This is a genomic window from Acidiferrobacterales bacterium, from assembly GCA_028820695.1.
Classification (GTDB): domain Bacteria; phylum Pseudomonadota; class Gammaproteobacteria; order Arenicellales; family JAJDZL01; genus JAJDZL01.
The window spans coordinates 14,613-33,016 of record JAPPIB010000050.1 but is presented as its reverse complement, the minus strand read 5'-3'; the positions used below and the strand labels follow the sequence as shown (position 1 = coordinate 33,016).

Sequence of the window (18,404 nt, the reverse complement as noted above, 5' to 3'; positions counted from 1 at the left end):
ACTGCTTGGCATTCGCCACTGAGTCAGTACCCGACCATCAATCCGGGTTTCTCCACTTAATATTGCAACCTACGCTCGGAACCTGTTTCGATGATATCGCCGCACCTGCCAACAACGCATCGGCGGCGTTTCTCAGATCCTCACCTGTAACCGGAATCTGATTGCCAGGGCGACTGCTGTCGAACTGTCCCCGATAGACCAGCCTCAGATCCGGACCAAACAGGTATATGTCCGGCGTGCAGGCTGCGTCGTAAGCTTTTGCGACTTCCTGAGTCTCATCGTAGAGATAAGGAAAGATGTAGTCGTATCTGACCGCATCCGAACCCATCTGTTCCGGCCCGTCCTGAGGATGCGAGACTACATCATTCGCGCTGATTGCGATCACTGAGATACCCTTGTCCGCGTATTCGCGCGCAAAATCGGACAGTGCTGTCTTTATGTGAACCACATAGGGGCAATGATTGCATATGAACGCAATCACGATTGCGCGAGATCGTTCAAAATCAGTCAGCGAGACTCGTTTCGCGGGGACAATGGGGTTGGTATTCGGTAAAGTGAATTGTGGTGCACGGGTGCCCAGTTCCAACATGTTCGATGCGGTCTCAGCCATAAGATTCGAAAGTGATCAAAACAGTAAGCGGGTGTGAATTCGGACTATTAGTTTCAGGGCGTCTATTTCGGTATTTTTCTGTCGGTTCGGGTTCCATACCGGGCGATCGGGATACAACCTCATCAGATTCGCAGTTTGCAATATTGGAAACAGGTTAGTTGGGACGGTTGGGTGATTTGTACTTCAGTTTGCCTCAGCAAGTCAAGTTCACCGGCGGCATGTCGGGCCGCGGTGTTCCGAGACAAACAATTGGAAAACACTTTTATACATTATATCAATAAGTTAGTTACCCCATATTCGTTTCGGAAACATGCTTATAATTGGTCATGATCGGGAACTGCATTGGAAATCAATCAAGACCCGACCACCTCAGCTGAGGTGAACAATCCCTGTAGGACATCAAGGCAAGACGCCGGATCCGTCCTGCCAATCTTATAGACAAGCGTGAGCAGTTGACCACCCATGAAAGCAATCAAATTCAGTACTTTGATATTCCTACTCTCATTCAGCGTCCCTGCAATTTCGGACAATCTGTCGATTTTTCTTCAGCCGGCACCGAGTTCCGGTCAGGCCGACATAGATCATACACAGTGGAGCCGCCTGCTTTCGGAATACATCGACCAACGCGGGGGATTGAATTACTTTCGCTACCGCGATGTGAGTGAAGAGGATATGGAAACCCTTGAGGACTATATTGAGAACTTGCAGTCTGTTCAGGTAACCCGACTCGATGCCGATGAGCAGTTTGCCTACTGGATCAACCTCTATAACGCCTTGACAGTCTGGGTGATTCTCGAACACTATCCGATCGAGAGCATCCGCGATATATCTTATGGACTGCTGACCAGCGGACCGTGGAAAGAAGAACTGACGACGGTTCAGGGAGTCGAGCTCAGTCTCGACGATATCGAGCACAGGATCCTGCGTCCGGTTTTTCAGGACAGCAGGATTCATTATGCGGTCAACTGTGCATCTATCGGTTGCCCAAACCTGCAGACAACAGCATTCACCTCAGACAACCTTGAAGACCTTCTGGAGTTTTCGGCTGAACAGTACATCAACCATCCCAGAGGGGCGAGAATCGTCGACGGTGAACTGATTGTTTCCAGTATTTACGACTGGTACGAAGAAGACTTTGGTGGCAATGAGCAAAGCGTCATTGAACACTTGCTTGAGTACGCATCAACTGCACTTGGGGATGAGTTGGATGATTTTGATGACATTGATGACTACGAATATGACTGGGCGCTGAACGAATGACGTCATGATCGATCAGCAACATATTGCCGTCATCATTCCTGCATTGAACGAACAGGCGTCGATCGGAAGGGTCATCAGTGAGATTCCAAGCTATGTTGATCGAATCATCGTTGTTGACAATGACTCGATAGACGCGACGAAGGAGGTTTCTGAAAATGCAGGTGCCGTGGTTGTCGATGAACCGAAACGAGGGTATGGAAAAGCTTGCCTGACGGGAATTGCGGCGGCGGGCGATTCCGACGTCATCGCCTTTATCAATGGCAGCTACAGTGATTATCCGCAAGACCTTGACAAACTGATCAGACCGGTTGTTTCGGGCAGCTGCGACCTTGCGATCGGATGTCGACAGGACGACCCGCTGGCTCCGGGAGGCCGGTTTGCCCATCAGAAATTGGGCACTCAAATGGTCTGTCTTGCGATTCGGGTACTGCACGGTTACAGGTTCGAGGATCTCGGGCCATTGCGATGTATATCGCACCGCGTATTGCGGGAGTTGCAGATGGAGGATGAGGATTTCGGATGGACGGTGGAGATGCAGCTTAAAGCGGCGAAATCAGGTAAAACCGTTTTGCAGATTCCCGTACAGTATCGAAAAAGGGTGGGGCAGTCGAAGATCTCCGGGACTTTGCGCGGGTCGCTGATGGCTGGCTGCAAGATGTTCTATTGGGTTTTCAGGCTGTTGTAATTCGTCAGTCGGCCAGGGCTACCGATCATTTGCTATCGCAAATCGGCCGGCCCGACAGTCGATGACAAGGGCAATGCCAATGCATAGAACCTGAGCCACTTGCGCATACTGCGAAACTCGGTAGGCGTTTAGATCTGACTCGGGCATGTGAAGGCCGATGACATAGGAAAGCACGATCACAACCGACGCTGTCCAAGCCCATAGACTTGGCCAAATGACTGCAAAAGGCAACACCCAGACCAGATACCAGGCGTTCAGCACTGGGGATAGAATCAGCATCATCCCGAATATCCAGTCCATCCGCGGTATTTCGTTTGAGGAGTACGATTTTTGATATCGAACGAAGTAATAGCAATACCACAGCACAAACAGTGAAGCACTCAAGTATCGGGCGATCGGATCAGTCAGCAGGTATGCTAGAAAATAGAATACTGGCGCATTGAAAAGCCAGGTTCGTGCAAAGTATTCGAGTACTGCGATATCCGTATGCTGTTGATTGAGCAGGAACGGCAGATACATTATCAGTACAGTTGAGGCAACCAGAATCCAATAGCGAAGACGCTGTCGATATAGAAAAAATGGCAGGGCTGCAAGTGCCGGAACTTTTGAGGCGCAGGCCACTGCGATCAATATGCAGCCCAGTGCCGTGCGGCCGGACTTGCGCGCAAGCAACGCGGCCATCAACATACAAACTCCAATGACGTCAGGATGAGCGGTAAAGGCAAATTCCTTGATAACAAGCGGGCACCACGCGTACAGCAGCACGACGCGGGCTGGCACGAGTCGCCCCAGCATATAGATGATGGCCAAATCAAACAGAACCACGATGAATTGCAGCAAGTCAAGATTCACGGGTGAGATGAGATGAGACAGCAAGAATATGTACTGCAGTAACGGTGCATATATTGTCGCCAAATCGGGATTGTTGACTCCAGTCAGCAAAGCGTTGCATTGTGAGCTGAGATCGTTGGACAGAAACAGTGTTTCCGGAGCGATGCCGTACGGCGATCCATAGGTGACAGAAAGACAGGCGTCGAGAAGGTATCGATAAAAGTCATCTTCCAGGATTGGCTCTCCCCATACACCGATCAACCGGAACACAACCGCCCAGAAAAAAACAGTCTTAAAATGCAGATTAGTTTGATTTCTAGTCAGCCAGTACCAGTAAAGCAGGACAATCGCGGCGATGAGGTTGAAGCCGCTCAGGAAGGTGACAAGATCGTACCCAGTTGAATCTCTGGATAAAACCCCCTGGACAACATATGCAATCGCCAGTATCGTGCCGACGAAGGTCGAAGAGGCAAGATTGAAAATCGTTGATACTGAAAGCTTGTTCATGCCAATGATTTTACAGGCTGGCAACATGTGGTTTGAATCCGTGAATGTTGAATCACTCGTAGACGGTACACCCTGCTCGGATGACTGTTCGATCCGTGTGATCGTACATTGTGTTAAAATCCCGCTCCGCAATACATAGAGGTCAGGATTTGACCCGACATCAAAACTTTCAATTTTCTCTGGTGATTCATGATTATTTCAACCAAAAAGATAATTCGAATTGTCGCTATTATTTTATTTTTGGGTTTTTCCGCAAATCCAGTAGCTCTCGCTTCCCATACTGACGGTGGTGGAAATACTGGCGGTGGCGGTTCTGACAGCGGCAGCGGAAACAGCGGAAACAGCGGCAGCGGCGGAAACGGTGGAAACAGCGGCAGCGGCGGAAACGGTGGAAACAGCGGCAGCGGAAACAGCGGAAACAGCGGCAGCGGTGGAAACGGTGGAAACAGCGGCAGCGGTGGAAACGGTGGAAACAGCAGTGGCTCTAGCGCTGGAAACGGCAACTCCGAAGGTGGAGGCGGCGGTGCTGACAATGATTTTCGGCCTACGCTTATTGTTCCTAAGGCAACCTACCAGTTAGGAAAAAAAGTGTTTTTTGAGAATGTTGTTTGTGACAGCTGCATTTACGCTGATCTGGAACTTACACCCGAAAGTGTGGATGCCTCTTGGAAGGCGATCAAGAAGGACTTGCGCCGGTCAGGCGAAATTGGTTCCAATCTGAAGCGCAAGGAAAGAAAGGCAGTCGCTTTGTTTTTACGCAAGAGGTTTGACCTTTAGTCCGAAGTCAGATAATGCTTGATGCGGTACGCAAATGGAATGCGGGTGACTATACCGTTGTCCTACGGGATAAGAACGACTGGCCAGCAATTCAATAGCCATCACCGCGGCCCAAGCGGACTCGGAACCTGATACGATGTTGCCGGGTCTGTGTAATCCATCCGGAGCACAGGAAGACCGCGCGTTGCAATCATCGCAACACCGCGGAACTCAGCAACGTGGGTATCTTCAAAATACCCTTGGACATCAATGTCCGCACCGTCATCCAAATGCAGAATCGCTGCTTGCGGATTCGACCGGTTAGAACGCGGTGTCAGCCGCACTAATATAAAGATTTCAAGCGCACGCCGACCTCGTTATCCCTGCCGAGACTGCGCGAGTCGCGAAGCGTTGCATAGGAGTCAAACGAAAAATCCGATGGACAGGGAATGATGTGACTCAATCGCCAGCCAATTGTGAAGTCGTTTGATCTATCGCGGTGAGAAAATCGTAAATATGGGCTGCCAACAAACGCGCCGCCTGGCACCTCGAGCCCATAGGCAGTTTCTGCACCCCAGGCATTCGAATTCGCATGACCAGCATTTCGCTCCGGCGCATGGCTGCCAGATCGTATATCTGAATTCTCGGCTGCGAGGCTTCCCAACTGTTGGTTTATGCGCAAAGACAGTCCCCTTTTCGTAAATGGTTTGGGGTCGTAAGCCAGTTCAAAAGCCAGATTCCAAAGACGACTGTTGCGGTCTTCATGGGTCAAAAGCTTTCTGCCCTCAACGGAAAAATCGAATCCTGACTCAGTACTTTGCCAATTAATACCGGTTCCAAGCTCGAGTCCCCAGCCATTTTCGGCATCGCCGCCATCATGGCGTAAATCCAATTTCAATTTGTGATTGACCACAGTATCGGTTTTGAGAGTTCTTTCCCAGTTGCCTCCCAACCCCACTCGATACCGTGTGGCTTTTCCGGAAGCGGAATCCAGACTCGAAGATTCTCCGGAGGTGATTCGAGTGCACAGAGCGTCAGATGTGATGCCTAAGGTAAATCCCTGCGTTTCTGATGCATCATAGAGTGTGCCGGTCGCGCCTATGGCCAGCATGTTCCAACTCAATTCCGCTTCGTCTTTTCTATCTTCATCGTCAATCACAGTGACGCTGCCGGAACCGAAGCCGGCTGCACCCCAGACAGTCATAGTTTCAGTCACATCGCGTGCTGTCCATGGTGCGATCGAAACTGAATCGGAAGAAATTTTGCCCTCCAGTGCGGAACCTGCAGTGTAAATTCCCTCGCCTTTCGACATCGACAGTGCAATACCGCTTCGAGATTCACCGTTCGACCAGTCCGCACCAAGAATTGCGCTGGTCACTGTACCGTCAGTCGAAAATTCCTCATCGTCACTCTTAAACCCTGACTGGACACCATGGCCCCAAACTGCCAAGGAGGTGCCGTCGGCCTGCTTGTCCGTCAGGGAAAACGATAAGGCTGTCATCAACTGCCACGGGCTATAGGTTTGCGAACTGTGCCGATTCGTGTTGCAATATTCATCGTGCCGTCGACTGTTCAGGTAAGGTGGTTTTGCGCTATGTGCATCCTCGCATGATCCGCCTGACACCGTGAGTTTGTCATATCTCGATTCACTCCTCAACGGCACCCCTGCCAAAGACCCGGACAGACCGGAAGAATGCGGTTGATCTGTGATTCTGCCTTCAATGCTGTCGAACACCTGCTCGGCGACGGTTCTCGCAAATCGAACATTCCATGACTTGAGCATAAGTGAATCATCGGTGATTAGTCCGGTCGCTCTCCCGCGTTGCAGTATCGCATTGTGCGGATTCGACAGCGTCACTAGAAAATATTCATCGGGCTCGGCTGTTTCATCTGCAATTGTCTGCACGTTCAGTATGCGTTCCGTTTCACCTTTGTCGAATACCAGTACACCCGCAGACGCAAGGTAGTCAACATCGGATAGCGCAGTACGCGGAACTGTTTTCCAATCTACCGAGACGTTGCCCGCAGAAGGCTGCGTCAAGGTGATTCGAAATGCAAGGGGACTTCCCTCGCCACCCTGCGCGTCATCGATCGAAATCATGTTTGTTGCCGCGTCGGGCTCGTGTACTGCCACTGAAAGGCTGTCAACACTCAGGTTTCTGTAATCTTCCGGCCCGTCTGCGATCCTGTGAATGACAGCTGCGAAGTCATCCACTGAATTGGCATCCGTCTGAGGAAAAACTGTCACCGTCATCGCCTGGTCCCAGTCTTGATCGGTGAAGACCAAATTGACCTGATTGGCCACAGATTGTTCTTCGCCCAAGCTCAGCATGATTCGCGACGGATCATTGCTGATTGCCGACAAAATCACTTTTTCGCTTGGTTTTGGCGCTTTTGTCAGTTTCAGCGCATAGGTTTCAGGCTGCCCTCCTTCGATCAGTATCAATGTATCTTTGGGCACGATCACTCCCGCCTTGGGACGCTCTCCTGATCGGATTGTCAATGTGCCCAACTCAGCGTTCAACGAATGAGTCGGGTCCTCCAAAACCAGATTGATGTGCTCACTGACTTCCTGATCATCATTGTCGGATAACGCTTGCACTTTGAATGCAATCTCACCTTTGGACGCAACCATGAAGTCGTCGGCAGCAAGTTCCGCTCCGTTTGTTTTCATCAATCTGTAATCTGAACCGCGTTCAGCGCCACTCCCGACTCCGGTGACCGGTTGTACGTCCGTAAAGGCTGGACTGATCCCTGACACCGAAAACGACTGGACCTCACCTTCGTAAATGTCAGCAAGCGCCGGAAATACTGACACTTCGTCATCGATGATTTTGCCCGTAGCAGAGCCTGCACCGGTCGCTGTCGAAATCGATGCATGAACAGGGTCGGACAACGTCACCGTCACACTTTCGTCGTCCTCATCAATGATGTCTGCGTTGATCGGCACCTCAATTTCCGCAGTCAGTGAACCTGGTACGATTTCCACGAACGTCGAGTCAGGTTGATTGTAGTCACTCCCTTTCTTTGCAGTTCCACCGAGCGTGTAAGAAACCGTTACCACAGCGGGACTGTACGAACTCAAGGCAACCGTAAACGACATGCTAGCTTTCACCTTTGGATCATCGCCTTCCAATACGTCCACCGCGTCCTCCACCGATATGGTCGGTATGACGTGATCGTCATCGGTGATTGTTCCGACTCCGTCCAACGTCTGTCCACCTCCCCTAAACACGGCGTTTACCGGGTTCGAAAGCCGCACTGCAACGGTTTCGTCTCCCTCGGCAACCAAATCGCCTGAAACGTTGATTGCAATAGTCTTTGATTGTTCACCCGCTTCAAATCCAAGCGAGCCAGAAGTGATTTCCGTGTAGTCGTCACCTTCAGTTGCGCTGCCGGTTTCGGCATCAGCGTAGTCCACCGTGACGTGGCGGGTGGTTGTGTGGGTCAGGGACACCGTAAATTCCAAACTCGAATCCTCATCGTCCCCTTCTGCAACTTCCGGACTGTCAATCGAGATAACGGGGATTCCTTCATCGTCGATTATTGTTAATTCCACATCTTCCGGGTCTGCAACACCGGAATCTCCTGACACGACAGCTGACACAGTGACTTTCTTATTGCCATCCTCAATGTCGTTGTCGCTGGCTGTTATGGATACCGTGCCTGTACTCTTCTGCTTCTCAGCATCAATGGTCAGGGTCGTTCCGGCTTGGGTAAAATCACCCGCTGCAGCAGGTGAGATAGCGGTAGCTGAAACTGTCAGAGTTACGCTCTCACTTGATTTTCCACTCAATGCTGCCGTCACATTGCTACTGCTGGAAGTTCCACTCTCGACGATGGTCGCAGGCGTCAAATTCAAAGTGACGGTCGGTAACTCTTCGTCGTCGGCAAGCTCTATATGCGTATTCGTGAACGCAATGCCTTGCATCGAGCTATGAATGCTGACCAGCTCATCGTTCTCCTTGATTTCATCATTCGTCGGTGTCAAGGTGAACTCCACTGAACCGCGTGAATCACCCGCCTTGATGAGGACCTCTTGAACCTCAACTGCCAGATAGTCAATGCCCCGTTCAGCACTGTCACCGTCCCTGCCGATCGTTACCTGGAAAGACTGATCTGTCGAAAACCGGGTCGCGCCGGCAATCTCAGCAGTCACGAGAACTGTTGTTGCACCGCCGTCTTCGGATATGGAATCCTGAACACCTTCCGAGGCTGTGTCTGCATCCGCAACAAGTGTAACTTCCGACGGCGCAACATCATTGTCCTTGATGGTCACCACATGTTGCTTTACAGCACCCAGCCTGGCGTGACCTCCATCGCTGACTGTCAGGTTCACATTGAAGGCTTCGTCGGTCTCGTCCAGGACATCATCCACAATGGTTACCATCAATGTCTTGTTCACTTCGGTGGCGGCAAAGTCCAGACTGCCGCTCGCCTGTGCATAGTCATCAGGTGCAGCAGCACTGCCGTCTGATGTGGCAAAGTCGATACTTGATACAAGCAGTGACTCACCGGTCTTCGTCACCGTCAATGTAACGGTGGAAGGATCTGCGTCCTCTTGTGCCGAACTGGTACTTGCCGAAAATTCAAACACCGGCAGGTCGTCCGCGTCCGTGATGGTGCCGATCGCCGAATCAGCCGACGGACTGATAGCATAGCGGGTGGCATCTGTCAGACCAACCGTGAAGTAATGATCTCCCTCGTAGACTTGATCCTGCGTCGTCTGAACAGAAATGGTACCGACCTTCAAGCCTTCGGGAATCGTAATGGACGCGTTTTCCCCCGCATCTGTGTAATCTTCCGAATTCGCTACCTGGTAGGCCGCATCATCGGTATTTCCACGTCCATTGGATGTCGAAAATTTAATCTGTACGCCACCTTTAGGCGCATCGGCCGGCAAGGTCACCTTGAATTCAGCCTTAGTGCCTTCCACTGCGGAAGCCGCTGCGATGGTGATCTGCGGATCATTGTCAGCAATCGGTATCGAAATCGGTGCGCCCATTAGCGAAATTCCGCCGCCGAGACCAGTGGAGGTTGGTGCCCGGTCATCGGAACCGTAAGCAATATTGACTGTACGTTCTACCGAGTCAGTGTTCTCGGTCGCAGTGAGTGTCATCGTGACGCCGCTCAATCCGTTTCCCGACAGTGTCACTGCAGGATTCTGGCCACTGTGGGGAGAGTCTGTTGATACCGATACTCCCGCAGGAAGCGGAGACTCAAACTTCAGTGTGTAGTGAGTATATACGGTCGCACCAGTAACCGTCAGTGGCACCGTCACGCTTTCTTCAGTCTGCAATGCACGTCCCAGCGCAATCTCAATCTGTTCACTGCCGCCCTCGGCAATGAAACCTGTTGCGATCCGAGTCAGATTTATCGTCGTCGCATCATCGTCGGTGATAGTTCCGGTCGCTGTGCGATGTGCAATCGAATTTCCCGCATCGGGTTCGCTCAGCTCGACTAGAAAAGTTTCGCTTGGTTCGTCCTGAGTGTCATCGGTTGTCGGTACCGATATCGTCTGGCTAAGCTCGTCAGCATCAAAATTCAACACCTTTGCTGTGGTTTGCCCGGTGTAATCGGCTGCCGACGCTGGATTGGCGCCGTCAGTGTCCTTGACAGTCATCCACTTTACCGCTGCAGCTTTGTCTGAGGCTCCAACCCGGCTTACCGTAAAACTGATTGAACCGCCCTCCTTCTGTGAAGCATCACTGATCGAAAAAGACGATGCCTCAACTTTGTCGGTTACGATTACATCGAGTTCAACCACTTCAACATCATCGTAGCCGCCGCCACCGGTGCTGTGACGAATCACAGCTTTTCGGTGATCATTGCTGTTGTTTCGATTGTCTTGTATGCCGGTTACCATGACCTTTTGCTTGGTTTTCCACGTAGTCGGGGAAAATTCCAATGTTGACGATTGATCAGCTGACGCGACCGCTGTCGCTACTGTGGCATCGGTACTTGATAGCGAAACGGTGACATCGGATTCGGGTTTCGTACCCAACCACACTTCGTATGACTCAGTTGCTCCTTCTTCAACGGTCAACTCTCTTGCAGGATCGATATTGACCTGTTTGCGGTCATCGTCCACGAGCACAATTGACGCCTGCTTGACAACGAACATGATGTCTTGGCTTTCAGCCAGACCTTCAACAACAATCGTTTCTTCTGACTCACCGACGTCGTCGTCGGTCGGTGTGAGCGTGAGGTAAACGACGTTGTCCCCCTCGTTCGACTGAGGCTGAATTGTGATTTGCTTGTTTTCAGGAGACCATGACGCGGTATAGTCTTCACCTGTAACGGCAGTGCCTCCAAGGTCAAGCGTCAAAATCACAGCATTGTCAGCCATCGTGACATTCGGGTCAAACTGCGCACTTACCGTCGCGATTAATTCACCGCCACCTTCCGACAGTGTATCTTCATCAATCTGAATGACCACCGCCGGCGTCAGTTCGTCATCTTTCAGGGTCAATTCGGCGGCTTCGACAGACCGGCCAGGTACATTCGCACTGATCACGATCGATTCATCTCCCTCCAGCAGCGAATCGTCAGTCGGTGTGATTGTCGCGGTTGTCGTTCCCGACCGTGCGTTGGCCGCAATGGTCACCGTGTCGCCTCCGCTGCGAGAGTAGTCGTTTGTGCGAGCTGTCCCGCCCCAGTTCAGTGCAATATCCAGATCCTTGGCAAGCACAGTGTCCGAAACGTCGCCCCATTCAGCGCTGATCGAGAGTTTTACAGCGCTGCCGTCCTCGGAAATTTCATCCAGCGAAGCTGAAAGCCTGATTCCAGCAGCATCGATAATGCGAATTTTGACCGGACGGACGAATTGTTCCATCGCCAGATCTGAATTACCTTCAATTTTCAGGTATTCAGATTTAACTTCACGCTTGAAGTCATCAACAGGCGTAAACAAGATGCTGTTCGCAATCCCTGTTTTCTGATGTGCTGGAATCGTTACGCTTTGTGTTCCCTCTATGGCGTAATCTTCGTCACTCGTGGAGATATTGACAAACTTCAGAGGAACCGTTAAGTCCATAGGCAGCGCATGGCCGACATTTGTCGCCTGAATCTCAAGTGTCTGCTGACCGTTGCCTTCTCGAAATGTTTGGGGTGTGACGTTCAGCTCCACCCCGATTCTTCCGCCGTATATTGACCCCCTGTTGGCCTGCCCGGCGGAATGATGTGTAAAGTCTGTGGATGTTTTTGGAAGAGGTTTGTCTACGACTCCACAGATTTTGGGGGATAACTGAGAGCACCATCCATCGAACTTTACCGCTCCTTTTGGAATCTTGATCACCCCGTCAAAGTCGTAATCCCCGTGTTGCACGGTGTAAGCGCAGTCAATATTGGTATGGCCGTCGCGCGTCGCACAACTCATCGATGACGCGCCGCTGTCGAGTTCGATCTCAACACTTGGCGTACCTTTTATTGTGACCGGAACTTCAGTAACCCAGGATAATCTGAAGACCTGGTCACCGAGCGTGAAAGACTTTGACGGAACCCATGAGGGAGTGTAGCTGTCAATCTCGAAGCCCGCATCAGCCATGCCAAAAAAATTGAACCCTTTGGTCCACGCCTTTGCCGTAGTTGGTGATACGATCCCCGAATACTCAATTCTGTTTGACGCGCTGGACCCTGAAAGGTTGTAGAGGAAAGTTACAGATTGTTCCTTTGAATGTCTTTTCCCGGACTTGACTGTGAATGTCATTGAGTCAGGATCGATCTTTCCAGCGTCCTCCGCATTGTATGTCACCGAGTATTCCGTGGCCGGCGTCGGCGTTCCAGGCGCAACCGAAACCCGGCAGATTCCTTGTTTCGAAACTCCCGCATAGCGTGGCAGATTTCGGCAGATCAGCTGAAATGCAGTTGCCGTATCAGATTGGGTTATTCCCAAGATCGGGCTTTTAGTTGCGGCAATCGATACATCATTCGAGATGTTGAGAACAACATCGACATATACAGTTTCACTGAGTTCTTCATCCGGATCATCAATTACCGTTATTGGAGTTGTAATCGAGTGGTGAACTGTGTTGGCAGGATATTCGAAATTTATCGTATTTGGCGTCTTGTCATCAACAAAGTAATAATCGTCCTTGGATGCATTGTGAGTGCGGCCACGATAACTTAAGTTCGCTGCATGGACAATCGTACCGGCAGTCAGATTTTCCAGCAAGGCGCCCCCTCGCAGTTCAAGGGCAATGATCAGGTTTACCGAGCCGCCTTCATTGACTCTGCGGTTGTCACCGTTCGGGATTTGCGACGATACGAGTAAAGTCGGCGCTGCTTCGTTGTCGGCAAGTGGAAAGTCGGTGCCGGTTACAACCGTACCGACCGCAGTACCGGTGATGCTGATCACCTCATCACCCTCATAAAAATTATCGTCTAGAGGCGTTAGAATCAAGTCTGCATCTGCTTGCAATTGTCCGGCAGCAATTGTAATTTTCGGCAGTTGTTCAACAGTGTAGTCAGTTGACTTCGCCGTGCCCGTCAGCGTCAGGGTAATGACTGTGTCTTCGCTACGCTCAGCTTTCATTGTTGCAGTTACGGTAATCGTAGCGATTCCGGCGGTTTCTGCAAGTTCTGTTCCGGTTGGTACTGAAAGTGTCACTGCGGTAGGCATCTGGCCATAAATCTCTGGCGAAAACAGTATTGCGATTGATATCAGAACCGAACTGCAACAACTGAGGATGAACTGTGCATCCGTTTTTGAAATTCGCGGGAATGAGACAACTGGCGAGCGTTCGAGCGCCAAGGTGCGCCAAGTCAATGGAAGTTGCCGGCTCACGGAACGAACAAGTAACTTCAGGCCTGCTTTGACAGGTTGGTGAGACAAGAATATGGATTTAGCAAGTTTCAATTTGACTGTCATAATTTAGAAGTTTAGGTGACTGAAAACAGAATCGGATTTTGGTGATCGCAGCCGCTGGCATGGGTGTCGCAGTTACGGGGGGATATGGATCGCAGGTATGGCAGACATATCAAGACGCACGCGGCACGATGATGCGGCCGCGTCCAACGGTCTGCGGATGAAGTGACTGGTCTTGGTGACCGAGCAGAAGATGTAATCCTTACAATAACTGTTGATAGCCAACAGGTTGAATCCTTCATTGAAATGTTGCCCTCGCATCCTGTTGCAGGCAACCATATGTGCGACTAAAGTCCGATTTCCTCCACTGCTGTCGAGCAGCACGGAAGGTGAATCTGCCTGGCTCTTGGCCGCTTGTCAGCGCGTATGTCGATGAACTGTGATCACAACACGATGCCGATTGAAAGCATCGTCCACAGTACGCTGAGTGCGGGCTTTGGAGCCGACTTTACCTGAGTGGTGGCAGAGTTATCCGAAAGAACCTACAAGAAACCCGAGCTATTGTTCATCCCGAAATCTCCAATTTCGATATCGAGCCTGCCGCAGCCTTCCTGTAGTGCCAGCGCTGTCCGAGCGCTGAAATATGACATTGTCGGTGGGCGGCCATCCTTGGCACAAAATAATTTTCCATTGCATGTCAGTAAAACGCGTCCGCCTTTTTGCAAAGACAATCGAATGAGCTGCACATCAATCGCAACCAACGTGATGTCGCCTAAGCAGGCAACATGAAGTCTCTGCCGCACTGGGCCGGTGGCCATTTGAAACAATAGTGCGGCCTTGCGATGAACTGCGAGTTGAATGGCAGATTCATTCACGCACAGAAATTTTACTCCAACCCTTCCCCATTTTGTGTCTGAGATGTCCAGCAATTCGCATTGCAGTCCGACGCGGGTTTTGCCTGAAGCTTTTCTTTGCCCCGCAGATCACGCGTTCGAGCGGCCCCCGAAATTCTGAGGATTGGCTGTGTACGATCTTCATTGGATCGATGACTGAATTGTCCTTCAATATATGTGGAAGTGATGCCCGACACTTGTCTGTACGAATCGGATGAAGTCAACTTCCAGCTGATGCCGATCGAAAGAAAGACATTTTTTCGTTAAAATAAAGGCATGGTTCAACATCAGGCTCCATTGTTATGCTGAGGTGATCATGTCTATTTCAACCAAATACATCACTCGTATTATTTCCCTGGTCTTTTGCTGCTTGTTCGCAAGTTCGGTTGCGTTTGCTTCCGGCGGTGGCGGTGGCGGTAGCGGCGGCGGTGGCGGTGGCAGTAGTGGCGGCGGTGGTGGTGGCGGCGGCGACCACAAGCCAGCGCTCATAGTGCCCAAAGCAACCTACGAATTGGGAAAGAAAGTATTTTTTGAACGTATCGTGTGTGACAGTTGTATCTATGCCGATCTGGAACTGACGCCTGAGAGCGTGGGTTCTTCCTGGAAAGCAATCAAGAAGGATTTGCGACGTTCAGGCGAAATCGGTTCCAATCTGGAACGCAAGGAAAGAAAGTCGGTCAAATTGTTCATACGCAAGAGATTTGACCTGTAGATCGCGATGCGAGTGTCCGGACACGTAACCGGATGAGTTCAACTGCTCAACCGGCGCGCCGGGACTGACCTGCATTTATTTGCCGTAGACGGCCGGCACGAATGCCCGCCAATTCACGCCGGCGGGCTCAGCCAGCAGCTGTGGCGGCTGAAACCACGGAACTGCAGACAGGGCAACGCCGGTCCTTTGGTATTGTGACTTCCTGCCATTCCAACCTGCTGGCGTCATACAGAAATAACTTGCCATGCGCGCTGGTGCCGACGCCTGCAATAATCTTCAAAACCTCGGTCGCCTGCAACGAACCGATAGTACCGCATACCGAGCCCAGCACTCCGGTTTCGCTGCACCGCTCAACAGGCTCATCTTCCGCAGCATACAGACACCGGAAGCAAGGGCTGTCTCCCAGATCAGGTCGATATACTGCAAACTGGCCGTCCATTCGGATCGCGGCACCTGAAACCAACGGCGTCCGGGTTGCCACGCTGGCTTCGTTCAACGCAAATCGAATATCAAAATTATCCGTTGCATCAACAACAACAGCAACGGATTGGACCTGGTCATAGAGTTCCGAACCTGATAACTTCCGATCGATTCCGGTAATCTTGATTTCGTGATTCAATGCGGTCAGTGTCTGTATGGCCGACTCGACTTTGGAGATACCGACAGATTGACTTGAATGCACAATCTGGCGCTGGAGATTGGACAGATCAACTGTATCGAAATCATTCAATACAAGATGCCCGACTCCACTGCCGGCGAGATACATCGTAACCGCAGACCCCAATCCGCCCAGACCAACGACCAAGACGGCGCTATCCATGATTCTCTGCTGACCTTCGATGCCGAATTCGGTCATCATGATCTGCCGGTTGTAGCGCAATAAAATGGAATCGTCCATCGTATCAGTTTATTATGTAAAAGTATTTGATCATTCCCAAGATACCGCTTTCTGACAACCATGTCAAAACTCACACACTTCAACGAACAAGGCGATGCGCACATGGTCGATGTGGGCGAAAAGCAACCTACAGCCCGGCGAGCTGTCGCAGAAGGGCGTATCCGAATGTCATTATCCACTGTTGAGCAAATCATATCCAGCACCAACAAAAAGGGGGATGTTCTGGGAGTGGCTCGCCTTGCCGGAATCATGGCAGCCAAAAAGACTTCGGATCTTGTGCCGCTGTGCCATCCATTATCCCTGACCCATGTCACGGTCGATCTTGAGTGCGACCGGCCGACATCAAGTGTTTACTGTCGGGCGGCGACCGAGACCCGCGACCGGACCGGAGTGGAAATTGAGGCGCTGACGGCGGTTCAAGTGGCACTGCTGACTGTTTACGACATGTGCAAGGCGACCGACCGCGGGATGATCATCGAATCCGTACAACTGATCGAGAAGTCCGGCGGACGTTCAGGGCATTGGAAACGCAAAGATGGCTGATCCTGTTTTGAATGACAGCTGCATGGCCGATTTTGACGCGGCCTCCACGCCATACGAGGAAGCGCTATTGTCAATCCTGCAAAGCGTCACACCGGTCACCGATAAAGAACGATTGCCAATTCGAGACGCACTGCACCGTATCATCGCAGAAGATGTCTGCGCGGATCAGGACGTACCGACTGACCGCAGTTCGGCGATGGACGGCTATGCCTGCAGATACTCCGACCTGGCAGGCAACAATGCACAATCCACCTTGTACCGGGTCGGCACCTCAGCAGCCGGAAGTCCGTTCGCCGGTGAGGTCAAAACCGGTGGCTGTGTCCGAATATTCACCGGTGGTGTTGTACCCGATGGACTGGATACGGTTGTAATGCAGGAAGACTGCCGCGTCGACGACGATGTCGTCACCACAATCAATACACATCAGCCGGGGCAGCATATTCGGCAATCCGGCGAGGACATTGCCGCCGGTGATATCGCATTGGCAAATGGTCGAAAGATCGGAACCGCGGAACTTGGGTTGCTGGCCTCGGTCGGCCGAAGCGAGGTGTCGGTGTATCGGAAACCCAAGGTGGCATTTTTTTCCACCGGGGATGAGTTGCGGGCAGTCGGCGAGAAACTGAACCCGGGGGATGTCTACGACAGCAATCGCTACACACTGTATGGAATGCTCCTGAGTGCCGAGGCAGAACCCATTGATCTCGGCGTCGTCCGCGATGACCTCGAGCAGACAATCACCGCCTTGAAAGTCGGCGCGGCAAAGGCAGATGCAGTAATCACATCTGCCGGCGCGTCGGTGGGCGATGCGGATTTCGTCAAGCAGGCGCTCGAATCTCTGGGAGAACTGACACTGTGGAAGGTCGCTATGAAGCCGGGACGGCCATTGGCATTCGGCAAGATCGGCAAAACCTGGTTTTTCGGTCTTCCGGGAAATCCGGTATCGGTCATGGTCACATTTGACAAGTTCGTTCGTCCCGCACTGAGTCGCCTGAAAGGCGAAAATCCATCGACTCCGATTCAATTGCTCGCGCGAATTGCCAATCCAATTCGCAAACGTCCCGGCAGACTGGAGTTTCAGCGCGGAATCCTAAGTTTCAACGCCAACGGGGAGCCGGTGGTCGAATCGACCGGCAATCAGAGTTCCGGTGTATTGACTTCCATGAGCCGCGCCAACTGCTACATTGTCCTGCCATTGACATCAGGCGATATGGCCGCAGGGACCATGGTTACCGTGGAGCCGTTCGAGGCACTCGTATGACAGTGTCGGATGATTCATGTCTGATGCGGCAAAATGGGATCGGAAATACCGGCGAAAAGAGCACAGGAATGAATTGACGCCGGATCCGCTGCTCGTTGAGTACAGCGATAGATTCGAACCGGCGCATACCGTCATCGACCTCGCCTGCGGAACCGGGCGAAATGCAGTCTTTGTGGCCAAACTCGGTTGTTTTACAGTAGCGTTGGACTGCAGTCGGGAAGCGCTTCGACGCTGTAAAACGCTCGCACAGGAATCCGACGTCCAGATACATGCCATTGCGGCCGACCTGAATGAAACCCGCTTGGCAACTGAATCAACAGATGCCATCGTGTGTTTCAACTACCTCAACCTGGAATTGGCGGAGAATATGCAGGCGGCACTCAGACCAGGTGGCTTGCTCATAATGAAGACGTTCAATCAGAATTTCCTGAATATCAACCCGCGTTTCAACTCCGACTACGTTCTCAAGCCAGGCAGTCTCAAGACAGCATTCAACCAATTGAGGATTGTCGCGGCAGATGACGATTGTGTTCCACAATCGAAAACCAAAAGCTTCATTGTCGCTCAGAAACCGGACCGTTCGTCACCGCCTCGAACTTGAGGCGGTACTTGGCTGAAGGCCTCGCCAACACTGAATTCCCGACA

General features: G+C 51.7%; 13 protein-coding genes. 7 read left to right on the top strand and 6 right to left on the bottom strand.

Features of this window, described 5'->3' with window-relative positions:
* Nucleotides 1-37: 37 nt before the first annotated feature.
* The gene (locus OXI60_08390; protein ID MDE0309831.1) at nucleotides 38-610 is read right to left on the bottom strand and encodes a thioredoxin family protein; all 573 of its coding nucleotides are present in this window, start codon (nucleotides 608-610) and stop codon (nucleotides 38-40) included.
* Nucleotides 611-1,072: 462 nt separating this feature from the next.
* Between OXI60_08390 and OXI60_08385 the strand changes: the two genes are divergently transcribed.
* Nucleotides 1,073-1,870, top strand: coding sequence for a DUF547 domain-containing protein (locus OXI60_08385; GenBank protein ID MDE0309830.1), 798 nt, complete (start codon nucleotides 1,073-1,075; stop codon nucleotides 1,868-1,870).
* 4 nt (nucleotides 1,871-1,874) lie between these two features.
* The gene (locus tag OXI60_08380; GenBank protein MDE0309829.1) at nucleotides 1,875-2,555 is read left to right on the top strand and encodes a glycosyltransferase family 2 protein; all 681 of its coding nucleotides are present in this window, start codon (nucleotides 1,875-1,877) and stop codon (nucleotides 2,553-2,555) included.
* Between the two features lie 18 nt (nucleotides 2,556-2,573).
* Here OXI60_08380 and OXI60_08375 read toward each other — a convergent pair whose 3' ends face one another.
* Entirely contained in the window at nucleotides 2,574-3,893 is a 1,320-nt protein-coding gene (locus OXI60_08375; GenBank protein ID MDE0309828.1) for a hypothetical protein, read from the bottom strand.
* A gap of 189 nt (nucleotides 3,894-4,082) precedes the next feature.
* Here OXI60_08375 and OXI60_08370 point away from each other — a divergent pair, with 189 nt between their 5' ends.
* Nucleotides 4,083-4,670, top strand: a complete 588-nt coding sequence (locus OXI60_08370) for a hypothetical protein (GenBank protein ID MDE0309827.1) — start codon at nucleotides 4,083-4,085, stop codon at nucleotides 4,668-4,670.
* Nucleotides 4,671-4,771: 101 nt separating this feature from the next.
* On the opposite strand, the gene OXI60_08365 is transcribed toward OXI60_08370, so the two are convergent.
* The 3 genes from OXI60_08365 to OXI60_08355 form a co-directional block, all read right to left on the bottom strand.
* On the bottom strand, nucleotides 4,772-4,993 hold the full coding sequence (locus OXI60_08365; GenBank protein ID MDE0309826.1) for a hypothetical protein: 222 nt from the start codon (nucleotides 4,991-4,993) through the stop codon (nucleotides 4,772-4,774).
* A complete protein-coding gene (locus tag OXI60_08360) occupies nucleotides 4,993-13,269 on the bottom strand; it encodes a hypothetical protein (GenBank protein MDE0309825.1) in 8,277 nt (2,758 codons plus the stop codon). Before OXI60_08360 ends, OXI60_08365 begins: the two co-directional genes overlap by 1 nt.
* A gap of 728 nt (nucleotides 13,270-13,997) precedes the next feature.
* On the bottom strand, nucleotides 13,998-14,330 hold the full coding sequence (locus OXI60_08355; protein MDE0309824.1) for a hypothetical protein: 333 nt from the start codon (nucleotides 14,328-14,330) through the stop codon (nucleotides 13,998-14,000).
* 334 nt (nucleotides 14,331-14,664) lie between these two features.
* On the opposite strand from OXI60_08355, the gene OXI60_08350 reads away from it, so the two are divergent.
* Complete coding sequence (locus tag OXI60_08350) at nucleotides 14,665-15,060, top strand: hypothetical protein (protein ID MDE0309823.1); 396 nt, start codon at nucleotides 14,665-14,667, stop codon at nucleotides 15,058-15,060.
* 127 nt (nucleotides 15,061-15,187) lie between these two features.
* On the opposite strand, the gene moeB is transcribed toward OXI60_08350, so the two are convergent.
* On the bottom strand, nucleotides 15,188-15,958 hold the full coding sequence (gene moeB, locus OXI60_08345) for a molybdopterin-synthase adenylyltransferase MoeB (protein ID MDE0309822.1): 771 nt from the start codon (nucleotides 15,956-15,958) through the stop codon (nucleotides 15,188-15,190).
* Nucleotides 15,959-16,018: 60 nt separating this feature from the next.
* On the opposite strand from moeB, the gene moaC reads away from it, so the two are divergent.
* The 3 genes from moaC to OXI60_08330 are packed head-to-tail and all read left to right on the top strand — an operon-like array spanning nucleotide 16,019 to nucleotide 18,360.
* Nucleotides 16,019-16,501 carry a cyclic pyranopterin monophosphate synthase MoaC gene (moaC, locus tag OXI60_08340; protein MDE0309821.1) on the top strand — a complete coding sequence of 161 codons (483 nt, stop codon included), beginning with the start codon at nucleotides 16,019-16,021 and terminating at the stop codon, nucleotides 16,499-16,501.
* Nucleotides 16,494-17,759 carry a molybdopterin molybdotransferase MoeA gene (locus OXI60_08335; protein ID MDE0309820.1) on the top strand — a complete coding sequence of 422 codons (1,266 nt, stop codon included), beginning with the start codon at nucleotides 16,494-16,496 and terminating at the stop codon, nucleotides 17,757-17,759. The genes moaC and OXI60_08335 overlap by 8 nt, the downstream gene beginning before the upstream one ends.
* Before the next feature lie 16 nt (nucleotides 17,760-17,775).
* The gene (locus OXI60_08330) at nucleotides 17,776-18,360 is read left to right on the top strand and encodes a class I SAM-dependent methyltransferase (GenBank protein MDE0309819.1); all 585 of its coding nucleotides are present in this window, start codon (nucleotides 17,776-17,778) and stop codon (nucleotides 18,358-18,360) included.
* The last annotated feature ends 44 nt before the right edge of the window (nucleotides 18,361-18,404 follow it).